The sequence below is a fragment of the Kitasatospora sp. NPDC002227 genome (assembly GCF_040296285.1).
Classification (GTDB): Bacteria; Actinomycetota; Actinomycetes; order Streptomycetales; family Streptomycetaceae; genus Kitasatospora.
Genome location: NZ_JBEOWY010000013.1, coordinates 74,819 through 101,812 on the forward strand (window position 1 = coordinate 74,819; position 26,994 = coordinate 101,812).

Genomic DNA, 26,994 nt, shown 5'->3' on the forward strand with positions numbered 1-26,994 from the left:
TCAGCTCCCCAGGTTCCAGGACTGCACCAGGTGGGTGATGGAAGTGGGGACGATGGCCAGCCAGCTGCCCGAGATGCCCCACAGGATGGCGACGGTGTAGCCGCCGACGATGGCGCCCAGCCGCTTGTGGTCCCACAGGCAGAGCCAGCCGGTGACGATCGCCGAGACGGCTCCGGCGCCCCACTTCACGATCAGCCCTCCGAACACGGCGTGGATCACACCGGCGAAGATGTTCCAGCCGGCGGCGTCGTAGAGGCTGGCCGAGAGGAAAGCCAGGATGGAGAAGAACTCCCACTTCATCTTGCTGTCGATCTTGCTGCGGAGCTTCTTCGACCGGACGAGGAAGAAGATCAGGGCGGTGATGGTGGCGGCGGCACCGGCAGCGGTGAACGCACCGAGGCCGAATCCGCCGAGGTTGGTCGCGTGCCCGGGGTCGAAGGTGGGCGGGGCGGAGAGGTTCACAGGGATGCTCCAGTCACGGTGTGGACGATCGGGGTGGTGCAGACCGCGACGATCGCGGTAGCCATCGGGATGCGCGCGATCCAGCCGGGCAGGGGGCGCATGTTCCGGGTGAGCCAGGACAGCCAGGCGCTGACGGCCAGGACCCCGGCGCCGGCGGCGGCCGGGATGCCGAGGGTGCCCAACCAGCCCTGCCGGGCGAGGAATTCGGCGATCTCACCCCGCATCCCCCACCCCCACATGTCGGCCGCGACGATCGCGGTGGCGCGGACCACCCAGCGGCGGACGGGGATGACGTCGCAGACGTAAGGGGCGACGAACCAGGCGGCGGCCGAGGCCCCGGCGATGACGACCAGGGCCCCGACGCCGGCGGGGTCGTGGATCGCGACCTCCAGCGGGTACGCAGCCCAGGGCATGAAGCCCAGCCCGCCGCCGACGACGGCCGGGCTCAGGTACTTCACCGCCCACCGGACCCGCGGGCGGTTCAGGCCGCTGGACTTGCCCGCCGGGCGCAGCACCGGCGGGATACGGTCGAACCAGCGGGGCGGCTGCGCCTGCTCGTCGCCCACGGTGAGCTCGACCGTCACCTCCTGCTCGATCGGCTCGGCGTCGGGCTCGGGCTGGGCGGTGTCGTGCTGGCCCTTCCTCAGGCAGTCGCCGCCGCAGTGGAAGCCGCAGATCCCGCAGCGCCCTGCCGGGGCCGACGGGTCACTGGATGCCGCCCCGGTACCGGGAGGGGTGTTCCCGCCGTCGGATCCTCCTCCGCCGGCGCCCTGCTGCGGGGCGTGTGCCGGGCGGGCGGGGGGTGCCGTCGGCTGCTGCGGGATCGTGGTCCTGACGGTGACCCTCGCGGTCACCGGGGGTACGGGCGGCGGCGTGGGAAGGTCCGCCGGAGTTTCGGGGACGGCGGTGTCGTTTCGGGCCATGGCCTTCGTCGCCAGGTCCCGCCACCAGGCCGGGTTGGGGTCGTGCGCGGTGTCGGGAACCGGCGGCCGGGCCACGGGCGGTGCCGCGTCGGTGATCGTCGCGAGGCCGGCGCGGTCCTGGTGGTTGAAGGGCGGGAAGTCGGGCATCGGGGGCTGCTCGGCGGCGGGCAGGACCCGCGTCGGAGTGATCACGCGGGCGTCCGGCGGGGTGCTGTTGCCCTCGTCGGCGGCGCCGGGGGCGAGGATCTGATCGGTCATCGCGCCACGCCCCGGCCGAGCGCGTGGACGATCAGCGCGCTGAGCAGTGCCCCGTACGCGGCGGCGGCGCCGGTGAACAGGAGGGCGAGAAGGATGGGGGTGAAGTACTGCATGGCCTCGGCGAACATGGCGTGGCCTTCCGGATCGGTCGTGGGGTGTGGATTCGGGGACGTGGGTCAGGTCAGGCGGTACACGGCCGTGGCGGCCAGGTCAGTGACGGCGAGCAGCAGGCCGAGGTAGAGGCCGAGCGCGACGGTGTCACCGCGGGAGCTCCCGGTGGGCCTGCCGCTGAGCCAGTGGCCGGTGACAAGGGCGCCTACCAGGGCCAGTGCGCCGAGCCAGCCGGGGGTGGCCCGTATGAGCAGGGCGACAGTGGCGGCGACAGGGACGGCCGCAAGGTGCTTGGCAAACCAGGTGCTCTGCTCGCCGGCTTCCTCGTTGAGGCCGGCGGTCACGGGCATCGGCAGCGGGCGCGGGTCCGCGGCTGCGGCAATGGCGTTGGCCTGCTCCCAGAGCCGGGTCGACTGCAGCCCGGGGTACTGGGCCCGCAGCCGGGTGCGCAAGTCCGGGAAGCGGCCTTCGTCCGGGGCGTCGGCGCGCTCCTGCGTCAGCAAGGCGGCGATGGCGTGCGGGTCGGGCGGCAGGAGCGGCAGGCTCTGCCCGCCGGGCTTCCAGTCACCAACGGTGATGACGGCGTCCCGGTGGCGGGGGCGTTCGTTGCGCTCGGCCTGAAGGTTGAGGGCGATCACGGCGGCCTGCTGGCGGTCGTCGATGGGGCCGATGCGGACGTCGGCTCGGTCGGTGTGGCTGATGCGGATCTCGTGGGCGGGCATGGCGAAGCTCCGGTCGGCAGATGGCGGGTCGAGCGGCGGGGTGGAAGTGAGTGGCCTGCTCGGCGCGGCAGAGCGATTGCCGGTGGGTGCCCCGCTCCCCTGTCCGAGGTCGGGCATCGTCCACACGGTCGGTAGGCGTCGAGTAGGCCGATATTCGCGCAGGTCAAGGCGGTAAGCAGGGGCCTACCTACCGGCAGGTCGCGGGCAGGGCGGGCGGCTTCCGCAGTGGCCGGCCGGGGGGCTGGCCACCACGGGATGGGCCCGTCAGGCAGCTCGGGCCGGGTGCTTCGTGTCGGTGCGGGGCTGCGGCCGGGGCGGCTCGGCGGCCTTCGGGACGGCCGTGTCGGGGGTCGTTTCCAGGAGCGTCTGCGCCTCGTCGGCGGCCTCCTGGCGGGCGCGGATCCGGTCCGATATCGGCCGGATCACCACCAGCCCCAGCAGGGTGGAGCCGCCGGCGAGCGCGGCCGAGACCAGAACGTGGCTCAGGGTCATCGCGGCATTTCCTAACTCTCAGTCATCGAATCTGGGGTGCCGGGCGGCCAGCAGGAACGTCGTGCCGGCCTGGAGCTGCCGTTCTGGACCGCCGCCGGACGGAGCACGGGGGCGGCGGCCCAGAAGGGCGAGGTGCCGGGAGCGGCGTAGCGGGAGTCCCGACGCCCAGGGCCGGAGCAGTCAAGCTGCGGCAGCGGCGGCACTCGCGAACTCCCTCTCCTTGGGCTGGGCGGGGAGCCGGTTGTCCGCCGCGGGTGCGGCGGACGCCGAGTCCTGCGCCGGCGCGCTCTCCGCCTCGGTCTCGGCGGCCAGGGTGGGGGCCAGCTCCATCGCGGCCTTCGCCTTGATCTGGCCGACGCCCAGACGCTTCTTGACCTCTCGGATGCTCAGCGGCAGCTGCCCATCGGCGTTCAGGTACGGCAGCAGCTTCCGGGCGCGGCTGAGGTCGTCCTCACCGTCGTCCTCGAACTCGTCCCCGCTGTCCTCGCCGTTCACCGCCGTACCCGTCGGCGGCTGAGCCGTCAGGGCGGGCGCACCCGGGTGATCGGCGGAGGCGTGGCGGTCCGGCTCGTACACGCTGTCGGGGCCGGGCACGTACTCGTGCTCGACCGCCTCGGCGGGGCCGGGCGTACCCGCCTGGGGTGCGCCCGTACCCGGCTCGGCGGCGGGCGTACCCGCACCCTGGCCGGTCGCACCGGCCGTGACCTGCGAATTCATCCCGGGTACACCGTCAGCAGGCGTACCCGTACCCGGCACTGCGGGGGCGGGGTACACGGTCGTACCCCACTGCGCCGTACCCGGGTACGCCGCCGTACCCGGCTGTGCCGTACCCGAGTACACCGCTGTACCCGGCTGCTCCGTACCCGGGTACGGCTCTTCGACCGGCCGGGTACGACCCTCCGTACCCGGGTACGCAGGCATCGGCGTACCCGCACCCGCCTGTCCCGCCGCCGGGTACGGGGCGGCAACGGCCGGGTACGTCTTGTACTCGGGTACGGGCCCGCGGGTACCGCCGGCCGTGTCCTGAACCGGCGGCGTACCCGGGTAGAGCCCCGTACCCGGCTCGGCCGTACCCGGCCCGTCACCGACGTAGGACCGAAGTACGGTCTCGACCGCCGCGCGGCGGCGGAAGTCGACCGCCGCAGTGTCGGGGGTACGGACCAGGCGCTCGAGGTCGGCCAGGATGTGCGTCTGGTCAACCAGCGCGACCCGGGCCTGAGCAGCTTGCGCGCGACGGACCGCCCGGGCCCGCGCCCGGTCTGCAGACCTGCGCTGCGCCCCGGACTCCTTGTCCTTGGCCCGCTCGTCCATCAGCCGCACCCTGTACAACCGGGTGGCGGCGGTCTGGATACGGACCCGGCGGGTGGCGTCGGCCTGGGAGAGGTTCTCGTCGGCGGCCAAGGCGAGCGCCACCTTGACGCCCTCGACGGGGTGGAGCATCCGCACCATGCGGATACGACGGTCGAGCCAGTCGCCGGCCCGGCGAGCGAGCTCGCGGGCCGCAGTCCGCTCCTCCAGGCTGCCCAGCTCGAACAAGATCGCGGCGATGATCGGCCAGGGCGCGCGGGCCACGGCCTCTCCGAGGGTCGCGCCCTCGGAGGCGGAGAAGGCGGAGGAGATGAGGGCGAACACCCATACCAGCGCACCGCTGATGCCGGGCGGCTGGCCGGCTCGGGAGCGGCGCCGGGCCCGGGCGCCGCAGATGTAGGCGGCGACGTCCAAGGCGACGAAGGGGAGCCAGTCGAACGGAGAGGACAGCCCGATCAGGTCGCGGCCCATCTTCCGCAGTCCGTTCGAGGACAGCCCGGCCGCGGCGGAGGCGACGGCGACGGTCCACAGGTCGTCGGAGCGCCGGCCGCGGGCGTCCGCGCGCAGGTTGCGCTCGGCGATCTGCTCGTCGGACATGGTCAGCTCGTCCTCGTAGGTCCGCTCCGCCTTGCGCCAGCGGTGCAGGATGAGCAGCGCGGTGGCGACGGCCACCAGGACCCCGGCGAGCAGATCGGTGTGCGAGGCCAGCCAGTGGGGGGACGGCAGCAGGGAGAGAGGGGTGGACATTTTCTGGGTCTCCTGGTCGGGCCCGGTGGGCGGGAAGTGCGGGACACGGCCGACTCGGTGGGGCTCGAATCGGCCGGCTGTCCAGCGGGGAAGGGGAAGCGCCCACCGGGTGCGGCTGGGCGGGTCGGAGCAGGCGCGGTGGAACCGGCGCCGAGGACGCCGCCGAGATGCAGGCGGACTCACACCGGCAGGTGACTGCCGGTCAGGATGTGGTGGACCAGGCCGAGGCCGAGCCGCGCGGAGCCTGCGCAGCCCTCGGCCCGGCGGTCGGTGAGCAGGAGGTAGGCCAGGTCGTCGAGGCGGTTGGTGAACCGGGACATCTCTGCGCTGGTGGCCGCTCCCGGCCGGGCACGGCCGGCACTCAGGAACGCCTGGAGGCGCAGCAGCCGGACCAGCCTGCCCAGCTGGAGGAACACCGCTCGCAGCTGGCCGTCCACGGAGACCACGGACTCGTTGGTGTCCAGGTCAGTGATCGCGTTGAGGAACTTCAGCGTTGCCGCCAGGACCTGTGACCGAAGTCCCGGCCGCTCCAGCGCACGGCGGAGCAGCACGGGGTCCGGCGGGTGCCGCTCGAAGCGCTGGGCGGCGGCCTGCGAGGCGCCGACCAGACGCTCGGCGCGGAAGGTGACGAACGGTGGCATCAGGTCCGGGCCCGGTTCCGGGCGGCGCGGCGCTTCATCGCACGACGCTCGTCCTCGCTCATGCCGCCCCAGACGCCGGCGTCCTGGTTGGTCTCCAGTGCCCTCTGCAGGCACTGCTCCATCACGGGGCAACGCCTGCACACGGCCTTGGCCTCCTCGATCTGCAGCAGGGCCGGGCCGGTGTTGCCGATCGGGAAGAACAGCTCGGGGTCCTCTTCGCGGCAGACAGCGCGGTGAATCCAGTGCATCGTCGTCTCTCCTTCTAGGAATGGCGGGCCGGCCCGGTTGCCGGGCGGCGGATGACTCGGGTGAAGCCGTGGTCAGGTTCCGGGCACCCAGCGGCCCGGGCAGGGCTTGAGGTGCTGGGCCTGACGGGTGGACCGCGCGTCGCTCACCGCGGACCGCCGTCCTCGCGGACCGGGAGGCCGTCGAGCGCGGCGAACCGGCGCATCAGATCCGCCTCGAGCAGATCGAGAAGAGTGGGGTCGGCGGCCAGCACCGCGTCCTGCACCGGCCGGCACCCCTCGATCGGGACGTCGGCCGGGCAGCACAGACCCGCCAGGTGATCAGCGCGGGCCTGGTCGAGCGGCGACAACGGCGCCGGGTCGGCGCCGTCCACGAGCTCGGGCAGGTAGACGCTGTCGGGCCCAGGCACCATCACCGTGACGGTGCCGTCCAAGCAGGAGGCCCGGTAGGCCCATCGCCCGGCGCGGACGGCCAGCCAGAACTGCAGCCGGTCCACCCTGCTGGCCAGGACGTGGAGGTGGAAGGCGTCCAGCAGGCCGGTGGCCCCGGAGGCGCCGAGCGCGAGAAGGGCAATGCCACCCTTCACGGCACGCAGCGAGCCGATCAGGCCGCCGCGGAAGAAGCACGGCACCTGCGGTGCCGGGGAGAAACCGTCCATAGCGACTCCGTTCGGACCTGTCCGGCCCCGCAGTGGGTAGCCGGGCCGGCGCCGGGTGTCGGTCGCAAGCGCTGCGCCTGCGGAGGCCGGGTGATCCGGAACCCCCCAGAAGCCGTACGGAGAAAGGCGGTTGGCGCCCATCTCGGCTGCGGATCCTGGGCAGCTCCGGAGCGAACTGCGACTCGGCCGCCGCTCCCACGCGGGAGCGGCGGCCGAGTCGAACAGGTACTCCGGGTGGAACTAGGAGTGCGTGACGGCCGCGCCCCCGTGTCAGGGAGGCGTGACGGCCGCTTACCGCCCGGCCGAGGCCGGGCGATCGCGCCTGGATGGTGAGCGGGGAGGCGGGCCCCGCGGCCAAGGTTCGTGCGTCTCGATCAAAGGCTTGATTGATCACCTCGCAGCGGCGTCACGCTCGCGGCTGCGGGGTCTAACTCTTTTGCCACACTGTTGAGTTGAGAAGTAGGCGGGCACTTCCATGGAACGGCCCCCTCGGGCCGGACTTCCGGGCGCGTCGTGGTGGTGCAGAGTGCTGAGGCCCTGACGGGCCCGCCGCACACTCCCGGCGCCGCTCTATTGGCATGGCCATGACAGAGCGGTTCCGAGAGCACACGCCGGGACGGCGTACTGCGGGTGGTGATCTACGAGGCGCGCTGCGCCTACTGCGTGCCGCTGCCCTGTGGTACGGGCTCCGGCACGGGCTCCGGCTGCGCCGGAGCCTTCGACCAGGCCAGGAAGAGGTCGGCCTGCCGGGCCTGCTGCTCCTGCTGAGCTTCCACTACTGGTCGCCCCCCTCCGACTCGGCGGACGAACCCTCCGACGAACCGGAGTCCTCCGGACCACGGCCCCCGATGTAGCTGCGGAACTCGGGCTTGAGCGTCATCAGGCACCCCCGCCCTCGACCGTGTACGGGCCGCCGAAGTTGCGCCGGGTGTGCTGCTCGGCGCCGGGCTGGTTGTAGGGGTCCGGGGTGTACGCGCGCTGACCGAAGTCGGCGCTGCGCGGGTCGAGGATGACCGGGGCGGGCGCGGGGTGCACTCCTCGTGATTCTGCGGGCGTCGGCTGGTGCATGATGTTCATGTGGATCTCTCCTCGCGAGTTGATTCCCGGAGACCTCGGTGACAGCTGCTCAGGCGGAGCCGAGGTCTCTTGCTTTTCAACTACTGCTGTGCTCCAGGCCGTCGGCCTGCTGCTGCCTGACCTTTCGCATCTCGTCGATCGACCAGACCGGGATGCGAATCCCGCCGCCGCGCCGGCCCGTCCCGCCCTCCTGCGGCGGATCCGACCCCAGGCGTTTGTGCGCCAGCAGTCCGGCCTTGATGTAGCGGTAGATCGTGCAGGCGTGCACCCCGAGGAGCGTCGCAGCCTCCTGGACCGACACATCCGGTCTCGGCGCCGCCTGCTGGCGGACCGCGGACCGGCGTGCTCGCCCTTGGTGGCTGGCCAGACCGAAGCGAGCTCCGGAGCTGACCGCAACACTCCTCGCAGGCGAACGCCCAGGCGCCGAACGGGCGGCATCCATGTGCTTTCTCCCCTGCGTGGATTCCCAACACCTGAACCGTACTGCTTTTTGCGAAAAGCAGCAAGCTTCTCATTGGGTCTCCGTGCGCCTGCCTGGGCTTAATCTGGAAACCAGCAAGGTGGGACGACTAGGACAGTGGGGGTAGAGACATGGGCGGAGCTGGGTGGACAAGCAGCTCATCGCGGTACGTGGGCGTTGAAGCCCCTGGTGAAGCGTGGGTGGAGGAGGCGGCCGAGGCCGGCCGCCGGGGGACCCACCGGATCGTGGAGGCCGGGGTGGTCGAAGCACCCGACAGGGTCGCGTACCTCCTTGGCGTGCCGACCGGTTCGCCAGTTGGCGTCCGGCGCCGCGCGGTGGACCTCGACGACGTGACCGTGGAGCTCACCGACTCGTTCTTCCAGTTCGACGTGGCCGACGGAACGGCGCTGATTCGGCCTGCCAAGATCAAGGGCGGCCCAGAGAAGTTGCTCCGCGAGGCCGGGATCGAGATGCCTTGCGTCGCCGAGGAGATCGAGGCGAGGCCGGCCATCCAGTCCGAGATCGACCAGCTGCACCTGCCGGCCGACGTGTGGGTGCTCGTGATGCACAGGACCTGCGCGACCGCGGACGGCCGCCCGATCCAGGTGGACGTGGTGGTCGCCTCTGCCCTCCACCAGCGCTTCCGCTACGAGATGTACGCAGACGGGGAGGCATTGTGACAACTGATCAGGGCCGGCCGAGGAAGGCGGATCGGGAGGACCCGCGCGCTGTTCACCAGCGCATCGCGGCTGACCTTCGTGACGAGATCCTCTCGGGCGAGCTGCCGCGGGAGGCGCGGCTGCCCTCCACGGCTGTTCTCATCGACCGCTTCGGCGCCTCTAATGCGTCGGTCCAGAAGGCCGTGAACCTGCTGAAGGACGAGCACCTCGTGACGTCGCGCGCAGGGGCCAGTACCACGGTGACCTACAGGCCGCGACGGATCATGGTCCCCGCCGCTTACTCGGCTCCGGCGGCACCGGGTGAGACGTACCGCTGGATCTCGGAGGCGGAGGGTCAGGGCTACAGGGCCACGATCGAGCTGCTATCCGTCGGGAAGGTGGCGGCTCCGCGCGAGGTCGCGGCTGCCTTCGGTATCGAGGCCGGGGAGCTGGTTGCCCGCCGGGCCCAGATATTGCGCCTGGATGATCAGCCGGCCGAGCTGGTGCACTCCCACTACCCGCTGGCGATCGCAGAGGGAACTCCTCTCCTGGAGTTCAGGAAGATCCGGGGCGGCACACCGGCGCTTCTCGCGGCGATGGGCCATACGCCGGCGCCGGATGGGACCGTCGACCGAATCTCTGCATGCATCCCGACCCAGGAGCAGTTCGTTGCCCTGCATTTGCCGGGAGAGCTGGTTCCCGTGTTGCGGACCTTCCGGGTCGTGCGCAGCACCAAGGACGTGATCATCGAGGTCACCGTCATGGCGAAGGCGGGCCACCTCTACGAGCTCCAGTACACGTTCTAGAGGGTCGCCTTGCTGCTTTTTGCGAATGGATGTACCGTCAGCCAGGCATGATCGCGCCAGCGGTGGCGCAGCGACACACGCGAGAGGCCAAGCAAACGCATGGCGATTGCCGTGTGTGATGGGTTTAGGATCAGAATCCGGCCGTAGTGGCTGACTGGGAGTTGGAATCCCCAGCAAGCTGGACAAGTCGGACAAAAAGAATAGGCCCCCTTGGGTCGCCGGCGGGGTTGGAAGTCCCGCACGATCGGCGGCCGGGGGCCAGAGTCGGGGGCCGTGTATCAGACGGCTCCGGGTGACTCGTCGCGAAACACCTAACTCGAGGATGGTGTAGCGCTGTGAATCAGCGTACCTGGATTGTGGTCTCGGGGTGCAACAGCACCCGGCCGATGTCGCGCAGCGGAACGCCGCGCCCGGCCAGCCCGGTCCAACCTGTCCTCAGGACTTCCCCGCTGAGCGCCGCCCTGCGGCCTGCTGCGGGGTTCACTACTGCGCGTGACGCCCGATCGGGACGTATCCGCGTGGAACAGCTCGCGCTCCGAGTCGTCAGGAGCGCGGGTTTCGCCGTAGCTGCCGAGTGCAGTCGGCCCGGTGCGGGGGTGTGGATGACCTAGCCCCTCAAGGGGCGGCGCCCATCTCGCTGTTCCTCCCTTGCCGGGGAGGACTTCGCGTAGCGCCGCCCGGGAGCAATCCGGTTGTCAGCCGGCTCGCGCCCAGATCGTCCATGTGAGGGACCGCCCTGGCAGGGGCCCGTCGCCTCTCGCACCCTTATTCGGTTTCTTCCCAGGAACCGCGTCAAGCCCGGTGAGGGCTCTTCTGCGTGCTCTCGCCAAGAGGCGATGAACGAGGCCATCATGCAGCAAACGGCTGCCGTTTGCCACTTCGGCATGCCCGAAAGTCCGTTGAGCCGCTGCTTTTCGGACTTCCTCCTCGCGCCCTTGCGCCGTCGTGCGATGGCGCCGTTCGGTGCTGCCCGGTCGGCCGGACAGGGGCGTGGGTGGTGAGCACACCAGCGCGCGCGTACGACGGACCGCCGGCTCAGGTCCCCCCACAGCGAGCGGCCGGCCCGGCCCTGCGGCTGGTCCCTGGCCAAGGCTCCGAGGCACCCGCCCCGCACCCGCTCGTCCTCTCGCCGATGATGCGGTCCCGGCTGAGCGCGGCGGTGCGAGCGCTGCTGGCATTTCCCGGCCTGAAGGAGCAGAACGACTCGGTCCGGCTGGCCGCGGTGGTGCTGATGGCCCGCACCCCGGTCACGACCGGCGTGGTGGAGATCCGCAAGGCGGAGTTGGGCCGCTGGTGCGGCACGGGCCGCGACAACATGAAGCACGTGCTGCGGGCGCTGCGGGGTGCCGCCCTGCCCGGCGACGTCCAGCCGGTGGCGGCGAGCGTCCCCGGCACTTCCGACGGAGGTGAGGACTCCCTGCGGCTGAAGGTCCTGCCGCTGTGGAGCGCGATGTCTTCCGCCCTGGGCCCGGCCGGGCGCTGCCCGGAGACGGGGGAGCGGGATCCGCTGGCCCTGAGCCAGCGGGAACTCGCGGTCCTCTTCCGCGTGGTCGAGCACCTCTTCGCGCCGGGGTGGGCCTTCCGGGACGGCCGCGATCCGGTGGTGGGTCTGCTGGCCTCACGCACCGGTCGCGGAGCCAGCACGGATCGACTCGCCCTGCTGCTGCTGGTGCTCTCGGCGTCAGCCCGGGGCCGGGTCCGGATGTGCGGCGGCCGGGTGGACACCCACGTCGGACGACCGGCGGTGACGCTCTCGCGGATGCTGGGCTGCTCCCCGGCTGGCGCCGCGCACGTCCTGGTCCGCCTGGAGGAAGCAGGCGTGCTGACCCGTCCGCGCCGTGGCGCGTCCGGGCTGCGCTCGCGTGCCCGGATCGTGATCCCGGCAGTGGCCGCCGCGCACCAGGACGACAACGCCACCTCGTCGGCCGGCCCGGCGCTGCGGTCCGTCCCGGAGCCCGCCGCTGCCCGGACGAAGGCGTCGTCCTGCCCGAAGGCCGCGCAGCCGCCAGCTGCCCGGGAGCGGCCGTCCGCAGATCGCTGGTGGGAGTTCTGCGGCGAGCCCGAGCTCGAGGAGCCGCCGGTCGCCGATCCTGCCCTGGAGGACGGGTTCGACACCGACCTCGGCTTCGCCGGCAGCCCCGCCGCTGCTACCCCACCCCAGTTCGCCGCTGCTGTCGGGGAGAACACCCAGGTCACCGGCGCGCCGGAGTCTGAGAAGCCTGCTGTAGGAGACCTCGCGGCTGCTACCCCCCTTCACGCCCTGCACTCTCCGGTGGTTGAGGTAGGTGGTCTTGCTCGCGCTGTAGATGGCTTTTCCGGCGCGTGCGCCGTTGGGGCTGAGGATGTCCGGCCGGAGCGCGCGGGTGCGCGCGAGGGCGAGCCCGGTAACGCCGCACCGCAGCTGACCCTTTTGGAGAGCTCCGGCCACCCGCTTCGCGGGGAACAGCCGAACCCCGACTCGACCGACTTTCAGCAGCGCAAGCAGACCCCTGGCCGGGAACGGCGGGGCCGGCACCTGCAGTCGGTCTCGGCGGTCGCTCCTCCTGCGGACCTTGTCCAGGCCCTCCTCCCGGTTCTTCCGGTCTGGGAGCGCCTCGACCGGCCGTACCTGCGCGACCAGGTGGTGGTCGAAGCCCGGAAGGCCCTCGGACGGATCGCCCTGTGGTCCGGCTCCGGCCTGGCCGTCGACCTGCTGGCCGACCGCCTCAAGGACCGGCTCCACCAGCAGGGCGGTCCCGCGATGGTCACCAACCCGTTCGGCTGGCTGATTCGCAAGGGCCTGACTCAGCGCCAGATCTGCGGCTCCGCGGCGTGCGACGACGGCATCGACCTGACCTGGGGAGCCGACTGCGCGAGCTGCGACGGCCGCCTGGCCGACCGGCGCTCGCTCCGCCGCGCCCTGATCGCCCAGGTCGTCGCATCCACTCCCGACGCCACCTTCGAGGACCGCGGGCCCGCGATCGACGCGCACCTGCGCCGGCATGCCGAGCTGCGGGCGGCAGACCTGGCTGCAGCTCTGGAGCGGGCCGAAGCAGACCGGAAGCGCTCCGAGGAGCGTCAGGCGCAGCGGGCGGCGCAGCGGTTGGCGGCGGAGCTGGAGCGGCAGGCCATGCCGTGCTCGCGGTGCGGCGCGCAGCAGTCGGCCGGGCTGTGCACCGGCTGCTCAGCTCAGCTCGCCGCCCGGGCGGCGCTGGCCGAGGCGGTCGACCTGGAGCTGGCCGGCGGTGCCGACCTGTCCGACCGTGCGAATGTGCGGGAGGTGATCGCCCGGGCCCGGAAGAACCTGGACGCGGCGATCCGGCGGGAGCGGGCGACCAACGGGCTCGGTGCGGATGCCAGCACTGCGGCGCTGGCCCTGAGCGACATGGTGACGGCCCAGAACTGCGCGGGCATCGCCCGGACGTGGGCCCTGCGCGAGCTGGCCCGGAACCCACAGGCCACGGAGGAAGGGCAGATGGCGCACGACGCCGTCATGCGCGTCGCCCACCGGTACGACAACCGCGCCGCCGCCAAGCGCGAGGCCGTGGCGCAGGGGAGGGCCGCGATCCGCCGCACCGCCGAGTACCTCCTGAACCGGCGGCTGGAGAAGATCGCGAAGCTGCGTGAGCACGGACGACCGGTGCAGCCCGCACCACTGAGCCGTCGGGCGGTTGGTGAGGCCCTGGCCGCTGCCGAATCCGGGAGGTGAGCGTGCCGTCCAGGAGGCCCTGCGGTTCGGGTGGAGACCCGCCATGCGGCGGCCTGAGCGGATACGCGGCGACCTCGTCCCGGAGACGGCCTGGTCGACCTTGAAGAACCTCCTCTGCCCGCCTGTCGAGGCTGGAAGACTGTCCCCCGCGGCGGAGTCGAACCGGCCGGGGGAGAGGATCACCAGTGGAAGCGGAACGCTTGGGCCACCATGTCGTCGACGGTGTCGCCTTGGACGTCCCTGCAACTGCGGAAGCGTTCAAGCGCCGATTCGAGGAAGCCTTCGACCGACAGCAGCTCTACGTGGTCGTCGGACTGGCCGGGGTGGCCGGACTGCTCGTCTTCATCGGGCAGTGGGTCGACCTACTCGTCCTCCCGGCTCTCTTCGCCTTCGCCTTCCTGGTGATCGTCATCGTCGGGATCGGCCAGCAGCGCATCCTCGCCCGGGGCGAGCGGAGCATCCTCGCCGGCCATCCCTGGCAGGTCTGGCCGTGCCGCGTGCAGGTACTCACCCGGGCGGAGGCCCAGGCGCTGCCCGGCCGTAAGCGGACCGGTGCCACCGCCGTCCGCGTACACCTCCTCGCCCGCAACGGGGCCGTGGTGCGGTCGGGCAAGACCCGCCTACCCACCAAGCTCTACGGAGCAATGGCCGACGGCATCGGCACGGTGTGGATCTGCGGCGACCTGCGGCAGCCGTACCTCGTCGCTGCTCCCGGCGGCACCGACTGGGCCTATTGCCACCCCGACGCTCCGCCGACCAGCAAGGTCCACATCACCATCCGCATCTGATCAGGCCCCCGCCGTCCCCGTGCTCGGGTCGCGCGCACCGTGCTCAACACGGCGACGGATCGACGTGGCACGCCGGGGTGAGCGGAATCCGCAGCGTTGCGGAGGGCGCTGGCCAACCGGAGCGAGTGGCAGACGCAGACCGCAGACCCAGGCCGGGCCGCCGCCCCGGAACACCAGGACCGGCCGACCGTGCACAGTTGTCCGACTGTCAGTTGCTGCGGTCGCTGTGTGCGGGGTTCGTCCCGGTCTCCCGCGCTGGCCGGTGCGGAGGAACTGACACACTGGTGATCATGAATCAGTCCATCCGACGGCCACTCTGGCAGCCCTTCTCCGAGCCAGCCGCCCACACCCCTCCGCAGGACGTTCAGGCCCGGATGCTCGCCGCCGAGCGGAGCCCGTTCCTGGAACCGACCTTCGTCCAGGACTCCGCCGAGCCGCGCCAGCCCCCCAGCGCCCGGCGTCGGCTCGGCCCCGGCGCCACTGCCGAGGCCGAACCCGCCCCGGAGCCACAGCAGCCCTGACCCCGCCGGATCCACGGCACCCCAGATCCCCGGTCCGAGCCGGTGAACCGCTGGCTGGGCACAGGGAATCGGCCGACCGAAGCCGATCCGGCCGCAGCGATCGAAGGCCCCACGCGGCCCGGTAGCACCTGCGACACTGAGCGTGACATCGCCTGTGCGGCGGGGGAGTCTCCAAGGGAGAGAGCGCAGTTGAGCAGCTACACCCGGCACGACCTCAAGGCCACCTACGACCCGGAGGGCACCCGCTCCTGGGCGAACTTCGTCCTCTACACCGAGCCCGGTTCTGACGTCGTCACCAGCGGCCTGCACCCCGAGACCCGGATCGAACACACCAGCCCGTACGTGCAGGAGTGGGCCGACCGCCTGCACCGCTCGACCCCGAACGCCCTGCACGCCCTCCTGGTCACCAACCAGGAGCTGCCGCGGCTGTTCGACCCGTGCGTGGATGAGAACACCGCGAGTCCCGCCGCCGTCAGCGAGTCCGGCTGCGTCTGCCGGCGCACCTTTACCGACCCCCAGTTCGGCACGCCTGTGGTCGCCGAGCACCACCGCACCGTCAGCGGCAGCACCGACCGGTGGACCTACCAAACCCTCGCCCCCGTCAGCCTGCGTGACGGCGAGAGCGTCACCACCCTGGTCATCGACCGCGGCACCTTCTGGACCAGGACCAGCCGCAACGTCCTGGCCCTCCTCCCCCAGCACCGCGCCAACGAGTACAACGCCGGCTACAGCGGCGGCGGCCCCCGAGCACTCGCCGCCTACCTCCAGCAACTGGTGGAGTCCGACGGCAAGAACACTGCGGCGCTGCACCCGGGCGGCGGAAACCCCGGCCAACGCCTCCTCGAGTTCACCACGAGCAACGCCGCCGCACGCACCCAGGAGCTGACCCTCGATCAGCTGAGGACCATCGCCGGGACCTGACCGACGGGGAGTACGCGGTGCACACCACCATCAGGTACTGAACCGGCCGGCCAGGCGGGCCGTACGACGAACGGCCGGGTGCCCCACCTTCACGGTGGGCACCCGGCCGTTCGTCGTACGTTGTGTGGTCAGGCGGCGCTGGGGCCGAAGCCGTCGGCCCAGCGGTCCTTGAACTTCTTCACGTCTTCGGCGATCTTCCGGCACTCGCGCAGGACCACGTCCACCGTGAGGGCGATTTTGTTGGCCCGGGCCAGCACCTCTGCCGCAGTCGCCCAGTAGTAGCCCGCCTTCCGGAAGAACCGGCGCCAGCCTGTTTCGTCTTCGCTGCCCGCCTGCTTCTTCGCGGCCATGATCCCCCCTGGGGTTGCGCCGCACGGCACCGTCGCGGTCGCCGTGCCCGGCGCCGCGACGGATCGACGCGGCACCGGGCAGAACGATCGGCACCCGTGCCGGTTACGGCCGGCCCGGCCTACAACGGCCGCGACGGCGACAACTGGTCGCTCACCAACGGGCGAAACGACGTCGCGCTGCTCCACCCGTTGACCGACGAACTGCGTCAACTCGTATCCGACCCGACACCCCGCTACGGGCCAGGCCGTGCGGCCTGAACCGGCCTGCAAGCTGGCCGGGATCTCGAGTCCGCTCCCGCGCTCCGCCTGCGAGCGGCTACCGTCGTCAATACAGGCCCGGCCACGCCGGGACACGCCGACGCAGGGAGAGGGTGGTGTGGGGATGAGCGCCCAGCACGCCGAACACCACGGGGGTGGCCGCTTCGGGCTGCCGCCGATGGACACCGCCCAGGAGCTGCGCGCCGCACTCCGGGCCGGCTACGGCTTCCCCGGCGATGCCGAGAAGTTGGACGCCGAACTCGCCGAGCAGTTGCTGCCCAGGGTGCCTGTCGACCAGGTGGCCGAGGTCCACGAGCTGGGGACCGTCGTCGACCTGGTCACCGTCGCGGAGATCCTCGCCGCCTACCGCGGCCGGGTGCACCTGGCCGCGGACCGCGAGGCAATCGCTGCGGCCGAGGAGGCCGTCGTCGAGCTGCTGGCCCGGCAGGGCGCGGAGTGAGCCACCCCGACCAGCCGGACGGCGAGGTGATCGCCGCTGTCACCGACCGGGCCGCCCAACGGGCCAAGGAGCTCGGCGCCGACGAAGTCCTGGAGATCCTGCGCCTCGAGCTGGAGCACCGGCCGCGCCTGGGCCGGCTGATCCGTACGGTCACCGAGGGCGGCCACCTGGTCGAGCTGTACTCCACCCGGATCGAGGCTGACCCGGCGTCCGGCCGCCCGGCCGTCAATGTGGTGCACGCCTACGCCCCCGCCCCGCCGTGGCCCCCGACGGTACGCATCGCCGCTGTTGTTCCGGAAGATCCGCCCCGGCCTGAACTCTGACCGGCCCAGCCTGCCGCGGTACCTGTAACGCAGGCGTTCGGGTCAGACGTACAGGTTCGTGCCGTGGACGGGGTGGCGACCACGCTCGGAGCCAGCCGAGCGAGCGCGGCAAGCAGTCGCCGGTCGTGCTGCGGACCACGGTGACTGGAGCCCGGCCCGCACCCGCGGCTGCGTACTGCGGAGGTTGAGGGAGCGGCGGGCCTGGCTGTTGCGTGACCTCCGCACCGCGCTGCAGCCCCCGTACCCGCAACTGGCGCGGTGTTCCGATCTTGGTCCTCGCCTGCGGAGCTGCGGACCCCTCGCTTCCGTGCCGACGGCGCTGGGCTGCGGTGCGGATGTCCCTGCGCCAGTGATGCGGCCAAGAGGGCATCCCGTGAGCCTATGCTGCTTGTGATGAGCAGATGGGTGCTACGCACCGCATCTGACCTGCTGAAACGGGGGGTTTGCGGAGGCAGTTCCGCAGCGTCTCGCCCGCTACCCGGCGCTGCCTCGGGCAGGTCCTTGAACCCGTGCAGGTCGCTCCGCCTCCTGCCCTGCAGCACCGCAAGAGGCGGTTGACGAGGGAGGCATTGCGGAAGTGCGGTGTGAGCCGAGCGAGCGACGGGGTCCGCACCCGGCTCTGCACCCGCATCCCGCGACCGGCTCGACTGCGTACCTCTACCGGCCGCCGCACGCCTGGCTCCGCACCGGCGTTCTCCGCCCGGCCAAGGCGCGGTGGCTACCGGAGGTCGCTGTGCGCGACGGCGGCGACGCCGTTGCTCTTGGCAAGGTCGTAGATCTGCTGCTTGGGGAAGAAGGAGGTGCGCCGGTGCCGAACGAGCGCGCCGTCCTCGGTGGTGTAGCGGGAGTCAGCCTCACCGAACCACCATTCACACCTCGGGGTGAACCGGGGAGACCGGGCGGCTGCCGAGCCTGTGGGAGCGACCAGCCGGTGCGTGACCTCCATACCCGCACTCTCCTTCCGCACCCAGGAGCCGCCCGGACGCGACTGGATGAGACACTCGCCTCCCGGGATTTCGTCGACGAAACCTGTCGCTCGGGGAGCCCGCAGCGACGTCGCTGCCCTGGCGTTGGTCTCACCTTCGGGAGCCCGGGCGACTGGATTTCGTCGACGAAATCCAGCGAGGAAGCCGTCCAGGGGGCCACGAACGTATGCAGTTCGCCCAAACGAACGGTGCGACTACCTGAGAGCAGCTAGCTTGAGCCGACGAGGGCACGCCGCCGGACAGGCGCAGAGGCGCGCATCTCCCCCGCTAGGGTTCTCATGACTATTCACCCAGCGCAACCGGGAGCTATCGGATGTCACCCCGCAAGACCACGGTACGGGCACCTCAACCGCCAGCTAAGACGGAGCAGGCAGAGGACAGCGCCCCGCCGTCGCCTCCGACATTCGAAGACCGCCAGCCGGGCAGCGGTGGCACTGCACCTCGCACTAGCTCACCTATCCCTGTGCCCGTCAACGACGGTGAGCGGTTCAAGGCCCCGTTGGCTCATGTGGCTCCCAACCCATTGAACATCCGCGAGGAATGGGAATGGGAGACCGACGACTTCGAGGACCTCGCCGACAGCGTTGAGGGGATGGGCGTTCAGCAGGACCCCACCGTCAGCTCGATCGCTGCCTACCGGGCGGCGTTTCCCGCTGTAGCGGCAGAGCTCGGACCGGAGGTCTTCTGGGTGCTCGGCGCCGGCGAGCGACGCTACCGGGCAGCACTCAGCAAGGGCCTGACCGAGCTGCCGATGGTCCTGCGCAATGACCAGCTTGCGGTCATGGACGAGCTGATCTGGACCGAGAACAGCATGAGGACCGGCCTGCACCCCCTGCAGGAAGGAAAGCTCTTTGCCCGGTTCCGCGGGAAGAACCTCACCAATGCGGAGATCGCCGAACGGCTCGGCAAGCGCAATGAGGGACTCAGCGACAGTGCGATCACCAAGAAGATCCGCTTGCTGGAACTCCCGATGGGCCCGACCCGGGTTGCGGTCGGCCGCCGCGAACTGGGCGTCGACCCTGCCTACACACTCCTGGTTCGATATGGCGTTGACGGCGTAGACGCTGCCTTCCAGCGCATGCGTGAGCAGAACATCACCGTCAAGGAACTCGTCGCCCGAGAGTTCCCGAAGCCTGCACCCCCCGCCCCTGCTGCCTCGTCCGCCGCTGGCACCGAAGTAGCAGCCGAGGGCCAGACTGCTGCCGCCGCGCAGCCAGCGGCTGGGGCATCAACTGGTTCCCCCGCCGCCGCCCCCGCAGCCGGCATCCCGGCCCAGGGCGGATCGTCGGCTGCGACCGCGACGCCCCCAGTTCCGGCCGTGGTCAACGAGCCCCAGATTTCGTCGACGAAACCGGCCGGGGCCACGACTGAACCGCAGACCCCCACCCCTGCGGCCGAAAGCAACCGCCTGGCCGCCGCCAAGAACCTGCTTACCGCAGAGCGGGACACCCGTTCCAGGATCGAGCGACTCGCAGCTGCGGTCACTGCCCGCGCCACCGACGCCGAGAAGCACATGGCGGCGCAACTCCTGGACGACTACGACAACGCCGACCAGGTCCTCGTGGCCGAAGCAATCGCGATCGCAGCCGCCGAACTTCGACTGCGCGCACAGGAACCCGCTGACTGGACGGACATCCAGTACCTGCACGATCTGGAGGCGGCCGGATACCAGCCGACAGAAGCCGAGAAGACGCGAGTCCTTCCGGCCGGATCTGCTCATCAGAACTAGGGCCCAGGTGAAGGAGCCAACGCCATGACGATGCAACGACCGCGTCTCTACCCTCCGCCGGGGCCCCTCGTGATCGGATTCGCCAACGAGGGAGGCGGAACCCGGAAGACCGGAACCTGCGTCAACCTCGCGGTTGAGCTGGCCAGCCGCGGGATCTCCACCGCAGTCCTGGACGGCGACCAGACTATGGCGGCCAGCTGCTACCTCGGCTACGGCGTGACGAACAAGAAGTACAACCCCCTTCGGGTCCGTGCCGTCCACGAGAAGCTCGACTCGATGACCAATATCTACGACGTGCTTCACGGCCGCGCCACCCTGCTGGAAGCATCGGTCCCGGCGCGAACCCGGACCGTGCCGTTCCAGCGGTGGGACAAGCTCGTGGACGACGAGGACAGCAGCTTCGCCGAGATCCCCAACCTTCGGCTCATCCTTGGCTCCCGCTCCATGGGCCAGGCGAGCAACGACCTCAAGAGCCACCTCCTGGGCAGCCCCGACGAGCAATGGCTGCGCCGGGCGATCGTGGAGATGCCCCCCGGCGCCGTCGAGGTGATCATGGTTGACTTCCGCGGCACCTTCGACACCTTGGAGTACTCGGAGGTCGCAGCCTGCGACTTCGTGGTCGGCTGTGTGAAGCCCGACCAGAAGGATGACGACACGTTGTCCACGCTGATCGACTTCATCGACGAGGCACAGAAGCGGTACCAGTTCTCTGGCGGCGCCGCCGACCTGCGCTACGTCATGCTCAACGGGATCAAGCGAGGCCAGGGCAACCACTGGGTGGAGATGGAGGAGGAGATCATCGGCTTCTACGGCGACCGAGTCCTGCCGACCATCACAGAGGCAGTGCAGATCGCCGAGAGCGTCAGGGCACAGGAGCCGGTGCTCTACTGGTGCGATCCGGCGTCCCGGCCGGTGAAGGAGTTCAAGGCAGCAGCGGACGTCTTCGAGAAGCTGGTACGGGCGGCCTAGATTTCGTTGACGAAATCGCTGTGGGGCAGGGGAGCGCAGCCCTTGCCCCACAGCTGTTCCTGGCCCAGTAGCGTCACCTGCAACAGTCGGCGGATGCCCTGGCGGAGCCCCGACACGGATCACAGAACCGCGACTTGGCACCTCCGCACCGACGCACCGGAGGCCCGGGAGAAGGGCGGTAATGCTGCTGGCAGTCCGCACCCGGCCCGTACGGACCAAGCGCTGATCGCTAAGGTGGCGCCGGCCCATCCGTCCCGTGAGATCAGGAGACCAACATGCCCCGGCACGAGTTGAAGCCCCTTCCCGAAGCGGAGCACTTCGCCATCGCGATCGGCTGGGACGGACCCCTCGCCACCTTCTACGCCCAGGTCCTCGACAGCGCGGCGGAGGAGGAAGACCAGGAGGTGCTTTGGGAGGGCACCGAGCCCTACCAGTACCCCGAGCCTCATCCCCTGATCGAGCTGCTCCGCCGGTACGCCGAGATCCCGGACGGTCTGGCCGACGACCTGAAGGGCGACGCGGCCTCGGCCGGCGACGCTTTCCCTGGCCGCGCCGCCACCGCTTTCGTGGCCGAGCACTCGCTCCCCCGGGGCACCGACCCCGCCCAGGCCCTGAAGCTCTTTCAGGTGCTTGACCGCGAGCGCTGAGCACCAGTCGCGACGAGCGCCGGCCGCCGCGCCATCCGGACCCCGCCCGGGCCGATGGCCGATGCCGGTCCGGCTTCCGGAAGCGCCCCCGCAGCCCATCCAGTCCCGATAGCGTGACGACATGACGTCAGACGGACTGGACCGGGCCTTTGCCGAACACGGTGACCGGTGGCTGGGACCGCTCTGCGGTACGTGGCCGGACGCCGGCGATGCCGACTGGGAAGCCGTACTCGCCGAGGCCGGCTCCCGCCTCGCCGCCGTCCTGGACCAACCCGCTGGCGCCTCCTACCGAGACGTGGCCGAAGGACTCGCCACTGCCGCCACCGCAGCCCGCGGACTCCCCGTCGCGGATCCGGCCACTACCGCCCGCACCAAGGGGGGAATCCTGGTTCGCCTGGAGCGTGCCGAGCAGCTTGCCGACGAACTTCGCCAGCAGACCATCACCCGGGCCGCGCACGCCGACGGCATCACCGCTGGCCGGGAACCGGAACTGACCCGACCGGAGGCGCAGCGGTGAGGTGGTTGCGGGATCGGGTCTCCCGTCGGCGGGCTGCCCGCTGGCGGGCCGACCTCGAGCAGGGCGTCGTGAAGGTGCCCACCGACCTGGCGCAACGCCAGGAGTACGCCCGGGTTCTGAAGGACTTCAACCTCTACGACCTCCTGCCCCCGGACCTGCACGACCGTACGGATTCCTTCCTGGCAGCCGTGCGCAACTGCGACTCCGTGATGGAGGCCGTCATGGAGTGGAGTGTTCGGCTCGGGCGCCGCCCGGAGCTGGAGCCCGGCGAGTTCGCCGCCCCGGACCCCGACTGGGTCGCCCGCCGAACCGGCCTCACCGAGGGCATGGTCATGACCGCCGTCATGGCGTTCCTGGTGGCCGGCCTCATCCTGGTGCCCCGCGAGGGCGTGTGGGTCCTCGGCCCCCGGGAGATCCCGACCGACCCCCGGGAGATCGAGGCGCTGCGGGAGAACTTCTACGGCGCGCTTGCGACCGTCCTCCGCACCGGTCTTCACTCGGTGGCCCTCGACCAGGAGCCGTAGCGCAGGACCGCTGCCTCGGACCCGGTGCCCTTCCTCGGAGGAGTCGGCTCGGACCGCCCGGTGCGGAGCTCCGCAGCGGAGCCAGTCGGCCGTGCCCGGTGTCGGTCGGCCGCGACTGCGTAACTGCGGTGTCGCCTCCGCAGTGCGGACGCCGGGTGCGTAGAGGTCTCCGCACCCGCTGCGTGGCGGGTGCGGAGGCGCCGTGGCCCCAGCTGAACGGCATCGGCGGGCGGGCTGCGGACGGAGACCTACGTCTGGGCGGCGGGCCCGCCGTGGGGTGAACGAGCGAAGCGGGCGCAGCCACGGCAGGCACAGGACGTTCCGCACCTGGGACGCCCCGGTCGGGGGCGCGGGGCGCCGGTGGTGGACGTTCGGGCGGGGTGCGCAACTGTTCCGGCTGCGCCCGCGCGGCCCGTACCCGGTACTTGCGCGGGACTGCGGGACCGGATCTGAAGTCCCGCAGTCGGGCTGCGGACTCCGCACCCGGCGGCAGCGGGACGGCCTCTCCTGGGTGCGGGGTCCGCAGTGGTGGGAGCTAGATCACGAAGCGGGAAAAGCCGCACAAATAGCCAAAACGGGGCGTAAGGGACAGTGCGAAGCGATTGTCCCGTGCGTCACACGGATGTGGCGTGACATGGTTGGGTCTGGCTCAGGTTTCAGGAGGTAGAACATAGTGACCAGGCCGACTCTGAACTGGGGACACAAGCTGCTGGCCGCAGTGGTGGTGGTGTTCTGCGGTGCCGTCGCCGGCATCGGCTTCGTCGGCTCGTACACCGCCGTACGCGCCCTCGCCGAGCGGCACGGCTTCGGCGACTTCTCGGCGGTCTTCCCCGTCGGAGTGGACGCCGGCATCGTCGGCCTCTACGCCCTCGACCTGCTCATGACCTGGCTCCGCATGCCCTACCCGCTGCTCCGCCAGACCGCCTGGTTCCTGACGGGCGCCACCATCGCCTTCAACTCGGCATCGGCCTGGCCGAACCCACTGGGCGTCGGCATGCACGGCGTGATCCCCGTGCTCTTCATCATCGTGGTGGAGGCCGCGCGCTACGGAACCGGCCGCTGGGCCAACCTGACCGCCGGTGCAAAGACGATGGAGGGCCTCGGAATCACCCGCTGGTTCCTCGCCCCGATCAGCACCGCCCTCCTGTGGCGACGCAAGCACCTCTGGGGCATCCACAGCGCCGACGAAGCCATTCTCCTGGAGCAGCAGCGCCGGATCTACCGGGCCCGTCTGCGCTTCAGATACGGCCGAGGGTGGCGCCGGGCAGCGCATCAGGACGCACTGCTGCCACTGGAGATGGCGAAGTACGGAGTCCCCTTCGCGGAGACCGCGGCCGAGGGGCTCGCCGCCGCCGGCATCACCACCGGCCCGCTGACCAAACCCTCCAACAGCCCCGCCGGAAACACCCTGCCGAGCGGCGAGCGGCCCATGCTGGAGAAGGTGCCCGCACCGGCCGACCGCACCGGGCGGCCGGAACACGGCAGGCAGGCTCAGTTCGAGCCGGCAGGCGAGGACCCGGCCATAGATTCCGCCACCGCCCAACTCGAGCCCGCGGCGGCTCCGCACGCACAGGTCCCCGAGCGCAGCGCCGAGATCGAGCCCGAGACCGCTCCGGTGCCAGTGGCCCCCCAGCAGCTGGTCCTGGACACGGCCGACCCCGCCCAGCAGCCCGTCGTCGCAGTCGAGGTTGAGGCCGAGGTCGAAGCCGAGATGCTTATGCCCGCGCTGCCGGAGGGGGAGGACCTGATCTCCGCCGACCAGCCCGAGCCGGCGGTCGACCAGGAGAGCCAGAACAAGGAAGACCTCTACTACACCTACTGGTGCGAGTATGTCCGCGAGCACGGCGACTACCCCACGAAGAAGCAGTTCGTGGACTACATCTTCAAGAAGCACCGCGTGGCCGGGCAGGGCGGCAACCAGCCGGTCAGTCCCCGCTCCCTCGACCGCTACTGGCCCAACATGCAGTCGCGGTACAAGAAGGAGTTCGAGACCCCGCAGCACAGCGACCCGCTCACCGGTCAGCTGGCCGGAGTCTGAGACCCGCACCTCCACGAAGGCGCCGGACCCCAACCGCGGTCCGGCGCCTTCGTGCTGAACGGGCGATGGTGGCCCGGCCGGGCGACTCTGCGTCGGGCTGACCGCTGGAGTCCAGACCGACTGTCATCTGGGGGAAGGTCAGGAACGTGAGACATTCCGGCGGGTGATCGTCAGCGCGGCGGATTGCGTCGCAGGATCCGCAGGAATATGTCCAGGTGGTCCAGCAGGGTGGTGAGGGTGCGGTGGGCTGCGGTTCGACGATAGGGGCTGCGGGACCATACGGTCGGCAGGATCACGCCGACGTACAGCAGTCCGAACATGACCAGGGCGGCGGCGCCGATCGGTCCGAGGACCCCGGCCGCGTAGCTGAGGAACGCGTGCAGGGCATTACTGATCGTCATGTCGGGCCTCCTGAGAGCGGGTCCTGCCCCGGCCGACTGCCGGGGTAGACGGCCCCGAACATGCCTGTCCAACGGGGTGTCAGTCAGCCTTCCGCGAGCAGTTGGACGATTCCGCGCCATAGCGGCTGGTCGGTTCCTACGCTTAAGCGATGTCCAGGGCGGGCGTTCTGGACGGGTGGACACCTAGGGGCGGCATGAGGAGCGGACACCACGACGGCCTGGAGGCGGAGTTCCGCGCGGATCTGCGCCGACTGGGAGAGCTGCATGGGCGGCATCTGGCCATGACCTTGTCGCAGCGGGTGATTGCCCACCAGATCGGTGCAGCACCAACCACAGTCGGCGAATGGCTGAAGGGCAGCCGCCTCCCCCAGCGGTCGGACGCCCTCACCGAACTCGTCACGCTCCTTCGTGCCGCCCTCGCCGAGGCGCACATTGAGATACCGCAAGGCGACCAACACCTCCTGGACCCCGACACTTGGCGCCACCGGCACCAGGCGGTCGCCGAGCAACGCGCCGAGGCAGTCGGCACAGGAGTGCAGCGCGCCCGGGCGGCCGCCGCGCTCGCGGAAGCCGAAGCCTGCGCGCGCCTCGCCGCCCTGCCCGACAGACCGCGCCCCGTCGCGCACTGGAGCGCGCAGCAGCTCGGCGTCCACCCCGCCATTCTCGGCACCCAAAGCGCCGACGCCGGTGGAGGCTTCGTGCTCCCGGACTACGTCGAGCGCGGCCACGACCGGCAACTACGTGCCCAGCTGGAGGCCGCAGCCGCAGACCGGCAGACGGTACTGGTGGTGGTGCGCGGAGAGTCCTGCACGGGCAAGACCCGCACCGCGTTCGAGGCCATCCAGAGGTGCCTGGCCGACTGGCAGCTGGTCTTTCCCAAGGACACCGACAGCCTCCTCGCACTCCTGGCCGCCAGCGTCCTCGCCCCGCGGACCATCCTGTGGCTGAACGAGGCGCAGGACTTCCTGACAGGCCCCGCGGGTGAGGCCGCGTCAGCCGCACTGCGCCGTCGGCTGGAGCAGCCCGGCCCGGTGGTGGTGCTCGCCACGCTGTGGCCGGCCTATCACCGTGAACTGACCGCCACACCCCCACGCGGTGAGGCTGACGTCCATGCGCGGGCCCGGGCCCTGCTTGGTCCGGTGGCCCCGGTCGACGTGCCGGGAGTCTTCACCGGCCAAGCCCTGCGCAACGTGCGCTCCCGCACCCACCCCTCCCTGGCCACGGCCGTCCGCACCAGTGCGAACGGTGCGATCACCCAGACCCTGGCGGCCGGACCCCAGCTTGTCGACCGCTACGAGCAGGCCGGCACACCCCCGGCCTGCTACGGCAGAGCGGTCATCACCGCCGCCATGGACGCACGCCGCCTCGGCCACACCTCCCCGCTCCCCGCCGAACTCCTCAAAGCCGCCGCCCCCGGCTACCTCACCGACGAGCAGCGCGCCGCGGCCGACTCCGACACCTGGTTCGCCCACGCCCTGGTCTACGCCCGTACCAAGGTCAAGGACGTCGTGGCCGCGCTGAGCGAGGTCCCTCACCCAACCGGCATGGGCGCCCTCCCGGACTTCTACCGTCTCGCCGACTACCTCGACCACCACGCCCGAACCACCCGGCAGCTGGTCTTTCCACCGCATGCGTTCTGGACGGCCGTACAGCATCACGCGGCCACCCTGCCCGAACTCCATGCCCTCGCCGGCGCCGCCGCTCAGCGAGGCCGCTACCGCATCGCCGAGCGGTTGTACCGGCAGGTCCCCGACGCCGACGCCACCGACACCTATGCCCTGGCTCACCTGGCGGTGCTCCGGGAGGATGCGGGGGACCGTGAGGGCGCCGAGTTGCTGGCGCGGCAGGCCGCCGACGGCGGCTACCCCGACGGCCTGGCCAGCTTGGCAGAGTTCCGGGAGGAGGCGGGGGACTCTGAGGGGGCCGAGCAGTTGTACCGGCAGGCTGCCGACGCTGGCTACCCTGACGCTCTGATCAACCTGGCGCAGCGACGGGAGAAGGCGGGGGATCGTGAGGGCGCTGAGCACCTGTACCAGCAGGCCGTCGACGCTGGCTCCACTGGCGCCCTGACCAGCCTGGCAGACCTCCGGGAGAAGGCGGGGGACCGCGAGGGCGCCGAGTTGCTGGCGCGGCAGGCCGCCGACGCCGGCCACCGCTACGCTCTGATCAGCCTGGCGCAGGGACGGCAGATCGAGGGGGACCACGAGAGCGCTGAGCACCTGTACCAGCAGGCCGTCGACGCTGGCTCCACTGGCGCCCTGACCAGCCTGGCAGACCTCCGGGAGAAGGCGGGGGACCGCGAGG

General features: G+C 71.0%; 31 protein-coding genes. 16 read left to right on the forward strand and 15 right to left on the reverse strand.

Features of this window, described 5'->3' with window-relative positions; translation table 11 throughout:
* The 11 genes from ABT095_RS14580 to ABT095_RS14630 form a co-directional block, all read right to left on the reverse strand.
* Nucleotides 1–462 carry a hypothetical protein gene (locus ABT095_RS14580; protein WP_350529730.1) on the reverse strand — a complete coding sequence of 154 codons (462 nt, stop codon included), beginning with the start codon at nt 460–462 and terminating at the stop codon, nt 1–3.
* Nucleotides 459–1,643, reverse strand: a complete 1,185-nt coding sequence (locus ABT095_RS14585) for a hypothetical protein (RefSeq protein ID WP_350529731.1) — start codon at nt 1,641–1,643, stop codon at nt 459–461. The genes ABT095_RS14580 and ABT095_RS14585 overlap by 4 nt, the downstream gene beginning before the upstream one ends.
* Nucleotides 1,640–1,771: a hypothetical protein gene (locus tag ABT095_RS14590; RefSeq protein WP_350529732.1), complete on the reverse strand. Its 132-nt coding sequence runs from the start codon at nt 1,769–1,771 to the stop codon at nt 1,640–1,642. The genes ABT095_RS14585 and ABT095_RS14590 overlap by 4 nt, the downstream gene beginning before the upstream one ends.
* 48 nt (nt 1,772–1,819) lie before the next feature.
* On the reverse strand, nt 1,820–2,476 hold the full coding sequence (locus ABT095_RS14595; protein ID WP_350529733.1) for a hypothetical protein: 657 nt from the start codon (nt 2,474–2,476) through the stop codon (nt 1,820–1,822).
* Between the two features lie 264 nt (nt 2,477–2,740).
* Entirely contained in the window at nt 2,741–2,968 is a 228-nt protein-coding gene (locus tag ABT095_RS14600) for a hypothetical protein (protein WP_350529734.1), read from the reverse strand.
* A gap of 180 nt (nt 2,969–3,148) precedes the next feature.
* A complete protein-coding gene (locus ABT095_RS14605; RefSeq protein WP_350529735.1) occupies nt 3,149–5,023 on the reverse strand; it encodes a hypothetical protein in 1,875 nt (624 codons plus the stop codon).
* Nucleotides 5,024–5,202: 179 nt separating this feature from the next.
* Nucleotides 5,203–5,664 carry a hypothetical protein gene (locus ABT095_RS14610; RefSeq protein ID WP_350529736.1) on the reverse strand — a complete coding sequence of 154 codons (462 nt, stop codon included), beginning with the start codon at nt 5,662–5,664 and terminating at the stop codon, nt 5,203–5,205.
* On the reverse strand, nt 5,664–5,912 hold the full coding sequence (locus ABT095_RS14615) for a WhiB family transcriptional regulator (RefSeq protein WP_350529737.1): 249 nt from the start codon (nt 5,910–5,912) through the stop codon (nt 5,664–5,666). Before ABT095_RS14615 ends, ABT095_RS14610 begins: the two co-directional genes overlap by 1 nt.
* A 143-nt stretch (nt 5,913–6,055) precedes the next feature.
* Nucleotides 6,056–6,568: a hypothetical protein gene (locus tag ABT095_RS14620; RefSeq protein ID WP_350529738.1), complete on the reverse strand. Its 513-nt coding sequence runs from the start codon at nt 6,566–6,568 to the stop codon at nt 6,056–6,058.
* A gap of 879 nt (nt 6,569–7,447) precedes the next feature.
* Nucleotides 7,448–7,645, reverse strand: a complete 198-nt coding sequence (locus ABT095_RS14625; protein WP_350529739.1) for a hypothetical protein — start codon at nt 7,643–7,645, stop codon at nt 7,448–7,450.
* 76 nt (nt 7,646–7,721) lie between these two features.
* A complete protein-coding gene (locus ABT095_RS14630) occupies nt 7,722–8,087 on the reverse strand; it encodes a helix-turn-helix domain-containing protein (protein WP_350529740.1) in 366 nt (121 codons plus the stop codon).
* 218 nt (nt 8,088–8,305) lie between these two features.
* On the opposite strand from ABT095_RS14630, the gene ABT095_RS14635 reads away from it, so the two are divergent.
* The 6 genes from ABT095_RS14635 to ABT095_RS14660 all read left to right on the forward strand — a co-directional run bounded on the left by ABT095_RS14635 (nt 8,306) and on the right by ABT095_RS14660 (nt 15,488).
* Complete coding sequence (locus ABT095_RS14635) at nt 8,306–8,785, forward strand: UTRA domain-containing protein (protein WP_350529741.1); 480 nt, start codon at nt 8,306–8,308, stop codon at nt 8,783–8,785.
* Nucleotides 8,782–9,570 carry a GntR family transcriptional regulator gene (locus ABT095_RS14640; protein WP_350529742.1) on the forward strand — a complete coding sequence of 263 codons (789 nt, stop codon included), beginning with the start codon at nt 8,782–8,784 and terminating at the stop codon, nt 9,568–9,570. Before ABT095_RS14635 ends, ABT095_RS14640 begins: the two co-directional genes overlap by 4 nt.
* 1,159 nt (nt 9,571–10,729) lie before the next feature.
* On the forward strand, nt 10,730–13,258 hold the full coding sequence (locus tag ABT095_RS14645; RefSeq protein WP_350529743.1) for a hypothetical protein: 2,529 nt from the start codon (nt 10,730–10,732) through the stop codon (nt 13,256–13,258).
* A gap of 185 nt (nt 13,259–13,443) precedes the next feature.
* Nucleotides 13,444–14,046, forward strand: coding sequence for a hypothetical protein (locus ABT095_RS14650; RefSeq protein ID WP_350529744.1), 603 nt, complete (start codon nt 13,444–13,446; stop codon nt 14,044–14,046).
* Between the two features lie 290 nt (nt 14,047–14,336).
* Complete coding sequence (locus ABT095_RS14655) at nt 14,337–14,567, forward strand: hypothetical protein (protein WP_350529745.1); 231 nt, start codon at nt 14,337–14,339, stop codon at nt 14,565–14,567.
* 189 nt (nt 14,568–14,756) lie between these two features.
* Nucleotides 14,757–15,488 (forward strand): hypothetical protein, encoded by a 732-nt coding sequence (locus ABT095_RS14660; protein ID WP_350529746.1) that lies wholly within the window; start codon nt 14,757–14,759, stop codon nt 15,486–15,488.
* A 128-nt stretch (nt 15,489–15,616) separates the two neighbouring features.
* On the opposite strand, the gene ABT095_RS14665 is transcribed toward ABT095_RS14660, so the two are convergent.
* On the reverse strand, nt 15,617–15,838 hold the full coding sequence (locus ABT095_RS14665) for a hypothetical protein (protein WP_350529747.1): 222 nt from the start codon (nt 15,836–15,838) through the stop codon (nt 15,617–15,619).
* Between the two features lie 96 nt (nt 15,839–15,934).
* Here ABT095_RS14665 and ABT095_RS14670 point away from each other — a divergent pair, with 96 nt between their 5' ends.
* The 3 genes from ABT095_RS14670 to ABT095_RS14680 all read left to right on the forward strand — a co-directional run bounded on the left by ABT095_RS14670 (nt 15,935) and on the right by ABT095_RS14680 (nt 16,879).
* Complete coding sequence (locus ABT095_RS14670) at nt 15,935–16,096, forward strand: hypothetical protein (protein WP_350529748.1); 162 nt, start codon at nt 15,935–15,937, stop codon at nt 16,094–16,096.
* 124 nt (nt 16,097–16,220) lie between these two features.
* Nucleotides 16,221–16,556: a hypothetical protein gene (locus ABT095_RS14675; protein WP_350529749.1), complete on the forward strand. Its 336-nt coding sequence runs from the start codon at nt 16,221–16,223 to the stop codon at nt 16,554–16,556.
* Nucleotides 16,553–16,879: a hypothetical protein gene (locus ABT095_RS14680; RefSeq protein ID WP_350529750.1), complete on the forward strand. Its 327-nt coding sequence runs from the start codon at nt 16,553–16,555 to the stop codon at nt 16,877–16,879. Before ABT095_RS14675 ends, ABT095_RS14680 begins: the two co-directional genes overlap by 4 nt.
* A gap of 718 nt (nt 16,880–17,597) precedes the next feature.
* Here the strand turns inward: ABT095_RS14680 and ABT095_RS14685 are convergent.
* Nucleotides 17,598–17,825 carry a hypothetical protein gene (locus tag ABT095_RS14685; RefSeq protein ID WP_350529751.1) on the reverse strand — a complete coding sequence of 76 codons (228 nt, stop codon included), beginning with the start codon at nt 17,823–17,825 and terminating at the stop codon, nt 17,598–17,600.
* Nucleotides 17,826–18,328: 503 nt separating this feature from the next.
* Here ABT095_RS14685 and ABT095_RS14690 point away from each other — a divergent pair.
* From ABT095_RS14690 to ABT095_RS14715, 6 genes are all read left to right on the forward strand, one after another.
* A complete protein-coding gene (locus ABT095_RS14690) occupies nt 18,329–19,594 on the forward strand; it encodes a ParB/RepB/Spo0J family partition protein (RefSeq protein ID WP_350529752.1) in 1,266 nt (421 codons plus the stop codon).
* Nucleotides 19,595–19,618: 24 nt separating this feature from the next.
* The gene (locus ABT095_RS14695; RefSeq protein ID WP_350529753.1) at nt 19,619–20,563 is read left to right on the forward strand and encodes a ParA family protein; all 945 of its coding nucleotides are present in this window, start codon (nt 19,619–19,621) and stop codon (nt 20,561–20,563) included.
* A gap of 275 nt (nt 20,564–20,838) precedes the next feature.
* Nucleotides 20,839–21,210, forward strand: coding sequence for a hypothetical protein (locus ABT095_RS14700; protein WP_350529754.1), 372 nt, complete (start codon nt 20,839–20,841; stop codon nt 21,208–21,210).
* A gap of 121 nt (nt 21,211–21,331) precedes the next feature.
* The gene (locus ABT095_RS14705) at nt 21,332–21,727 is read left to right on the forward strand and encodes a hypothetical protein (RefSeq protein WP_350529755.1); all 396 of its coding nucleotides are present in this window, start codon (nt 21,332–21,334) and stop codon (nt 21,725–21,727) included.
* A gap of 5 nt (nt 21,728–21,732) precedes the next feature.
* Nucleotides 21,733–22,251 carry a hypothetical protein gene (locus ABT095_RS14710; RefSeq protein WP_350529756.1) on the forward strand — a complete coding sequence of 173 codons (519 nt, stop codon included), beginning with the start codon at nt 21,733–21,735 and terminating at the stop codon, nt 22,249–22,251.
* A 673-nt stretch (nt 22,252–22,924) separates the two neighbouring features.
* Nucleotides 22,925–24,289 (forward strand): DUF2637 domain-containing protein, encoded by a 1,365-nt coding sequence (locus ABT095_RS14715; protein WP_350529757.1) that lies wholly within the window; start codon nt 22,925–22,927, stop codon nt 24,287–24,289.
* A 170-nt stretch (nt 24,290–24,459) separates the two neighbouring features.
* On the opposite strand, the gene ABT095_RS14720 is transcribed toward ABT095_RS14715, so the two are convergent.
* Nucleotides 24,460–24,690 (reverse strand): hypothetical protein, encoded by a 231-nt coding sequence (locus ABT095_RS14720; RefSeq protein ID WP_350529758.1) that lies wholly within the window; start codon nt 24,688–24,690, stop codon nt 24,460–24,462.
* An 83-nt stretch (nt 24,691–24,773) separates the two neighbouring features.
* On the reverse strand, nt 24,774–25,418 hold the full coding sequence (locus ABT095_RS14725; RefSeq protein WP_350529759.1) for a hypothetical protein: 645 nt from the start codon (nt 25,416–25,418) through the stop codon (nt 24,774–24,776).
* Here ABT095_RS14725 and ABT095_RS14730 point away from each other — a divergent pair.
* The coding region (locus ABT095_RS14730) for a tetratricopeptide repeat protein (RefSeq protein WP_350529760.1) at nt 25,389–26,994 on the forward strand (1,606 nt) is incomplete at its 3' end. The genes ABT095_RS14725 and ABT095_RS14730 overlap by 30 nt on opposite strands.

Coding starts and splice junctions, on each gene's coding strand:
- ABT095_RS14585 (WP_350529731.1), bottom strand. CDS start 1,643: ATGACCGATCAGATCCTCGCCCCCGGCGCCGCCGACGAGGGCAACAGC.
- ABT095_RS14590 (WP_350529732.1), bottom strand. CDS start 1,771: ATGTTCGCCGAGGCCATGCAGTACTTCACCCCCATCCTTCTCGCCCTC.
- ABT095_RS14595 (WP_350529733.1), bottom strand. CDS start 2,476: ATGCCCGCCCACGAGATCCGCATCAGCCACACCGACCGAGCCGACGTC.
- ABT095_RS14600 (WP_350529734.1), bottom strand. CDS start 2,968: ATGACCCTGAGCCACGTTCTGGTCTCGGCCGCGCTCGCCGGCGGCTCC.
- ABT095_RS14605 (WP_350529735.1), bottom strand. CDS start 5,023: ATGTCCACCCCTCTCTCCCTGCTGCCGTCCCCCCACTGGCTGGCCTCG.
- ABT095_RS14610 (WP_350529736.1), bottom strand. CDS start 5,664: ATGCCACCGTTCGTCACCTTCCGCGCCGAGCGTCTGGTCGGCGCCTCG.
- ABT095_RS14615 (WP_350529737.1), bottom strand. CDS start 5,912: ATGCACTGGATTCACCGCGCTGTCTGCCGCGAAGAGGACCCCGAGCTG.
- ABT095_RS14620 (WP_350529738.1), bottom strand. CDS start 6,568: ATGGACGGTTTCTCCCCGGCACCGCAGGTGCCGTGCTTCTTCCGCGGC.
- ABT095_RS14625 (WP_350529739.1), bottom strand. CDS start 7,645: ATGAACATCATGCACCAGCCGACGCCCGCAGAATCACGAGGAGTGCAC.
- ABT095_RS14630 (WP_350529740.1), bottom strand. CDS start 8,087: ATGGATGCCGCCCGTTCGGCGCCTGGGCGTTCGCCTGCGAGGAGTGTT.
- ABT095_RS14655 (WP_350529745.1), top strand. CDS start 14,337: ATGAATCAGTCCATCCGACGGCCACTCTGGCAGCCCTTCTCCGAGCCA.
- ABT095_RS14665 (WP_350529747.1), bottom strand. CDS start 15,838: ATGGCCGCGAAGAAGCAGGCGGGCAGCGAAGACGAAACAGGCTGGCGC.
- ABT095_RS14675 (WP_350529749.1), top strand. CDS start 16,221: ATGAGCGCCCAGCACGCCGAACACCACGGGGGTGGCCGCTTCGGGCTG.
- ABT095_RS14685 (WP_350529751.1), bottom strand. CDS start 17,825: ATGGAGGTCACGCACCGGCTGGTCGCTCCCACAGGCTCGGCAGCCGCC.
- ABT095_RS14695 (WP_350529753.1), top strand. CDS start 19,619: ATGACGATGCAACGACCGCGTCTCTACCCTCCGCCGGGGCCCCTCGTG.
- ABT095_RS14700 (WP_350529754.1), top strand. CDS start 20,839: ATGCCCCGGCACGAGTTGAAGCCCCTTCCCGAAGCGGAGCACTTCGCC.
- ABT095_RS14705 (WP_350529755.1), top strand. CDS start 21,332: ATGACGTCAGACGGACTGGACCGGGCCTTTGCCGAACACGGTGACCGG.
- ABT095_RS14720 (WP_350529758.1), bottom strand. CDS start 24,690: ATGACGATCAGTAATGCCCTGCACGCGTTCCTCAGCTACGCGGCCGGG.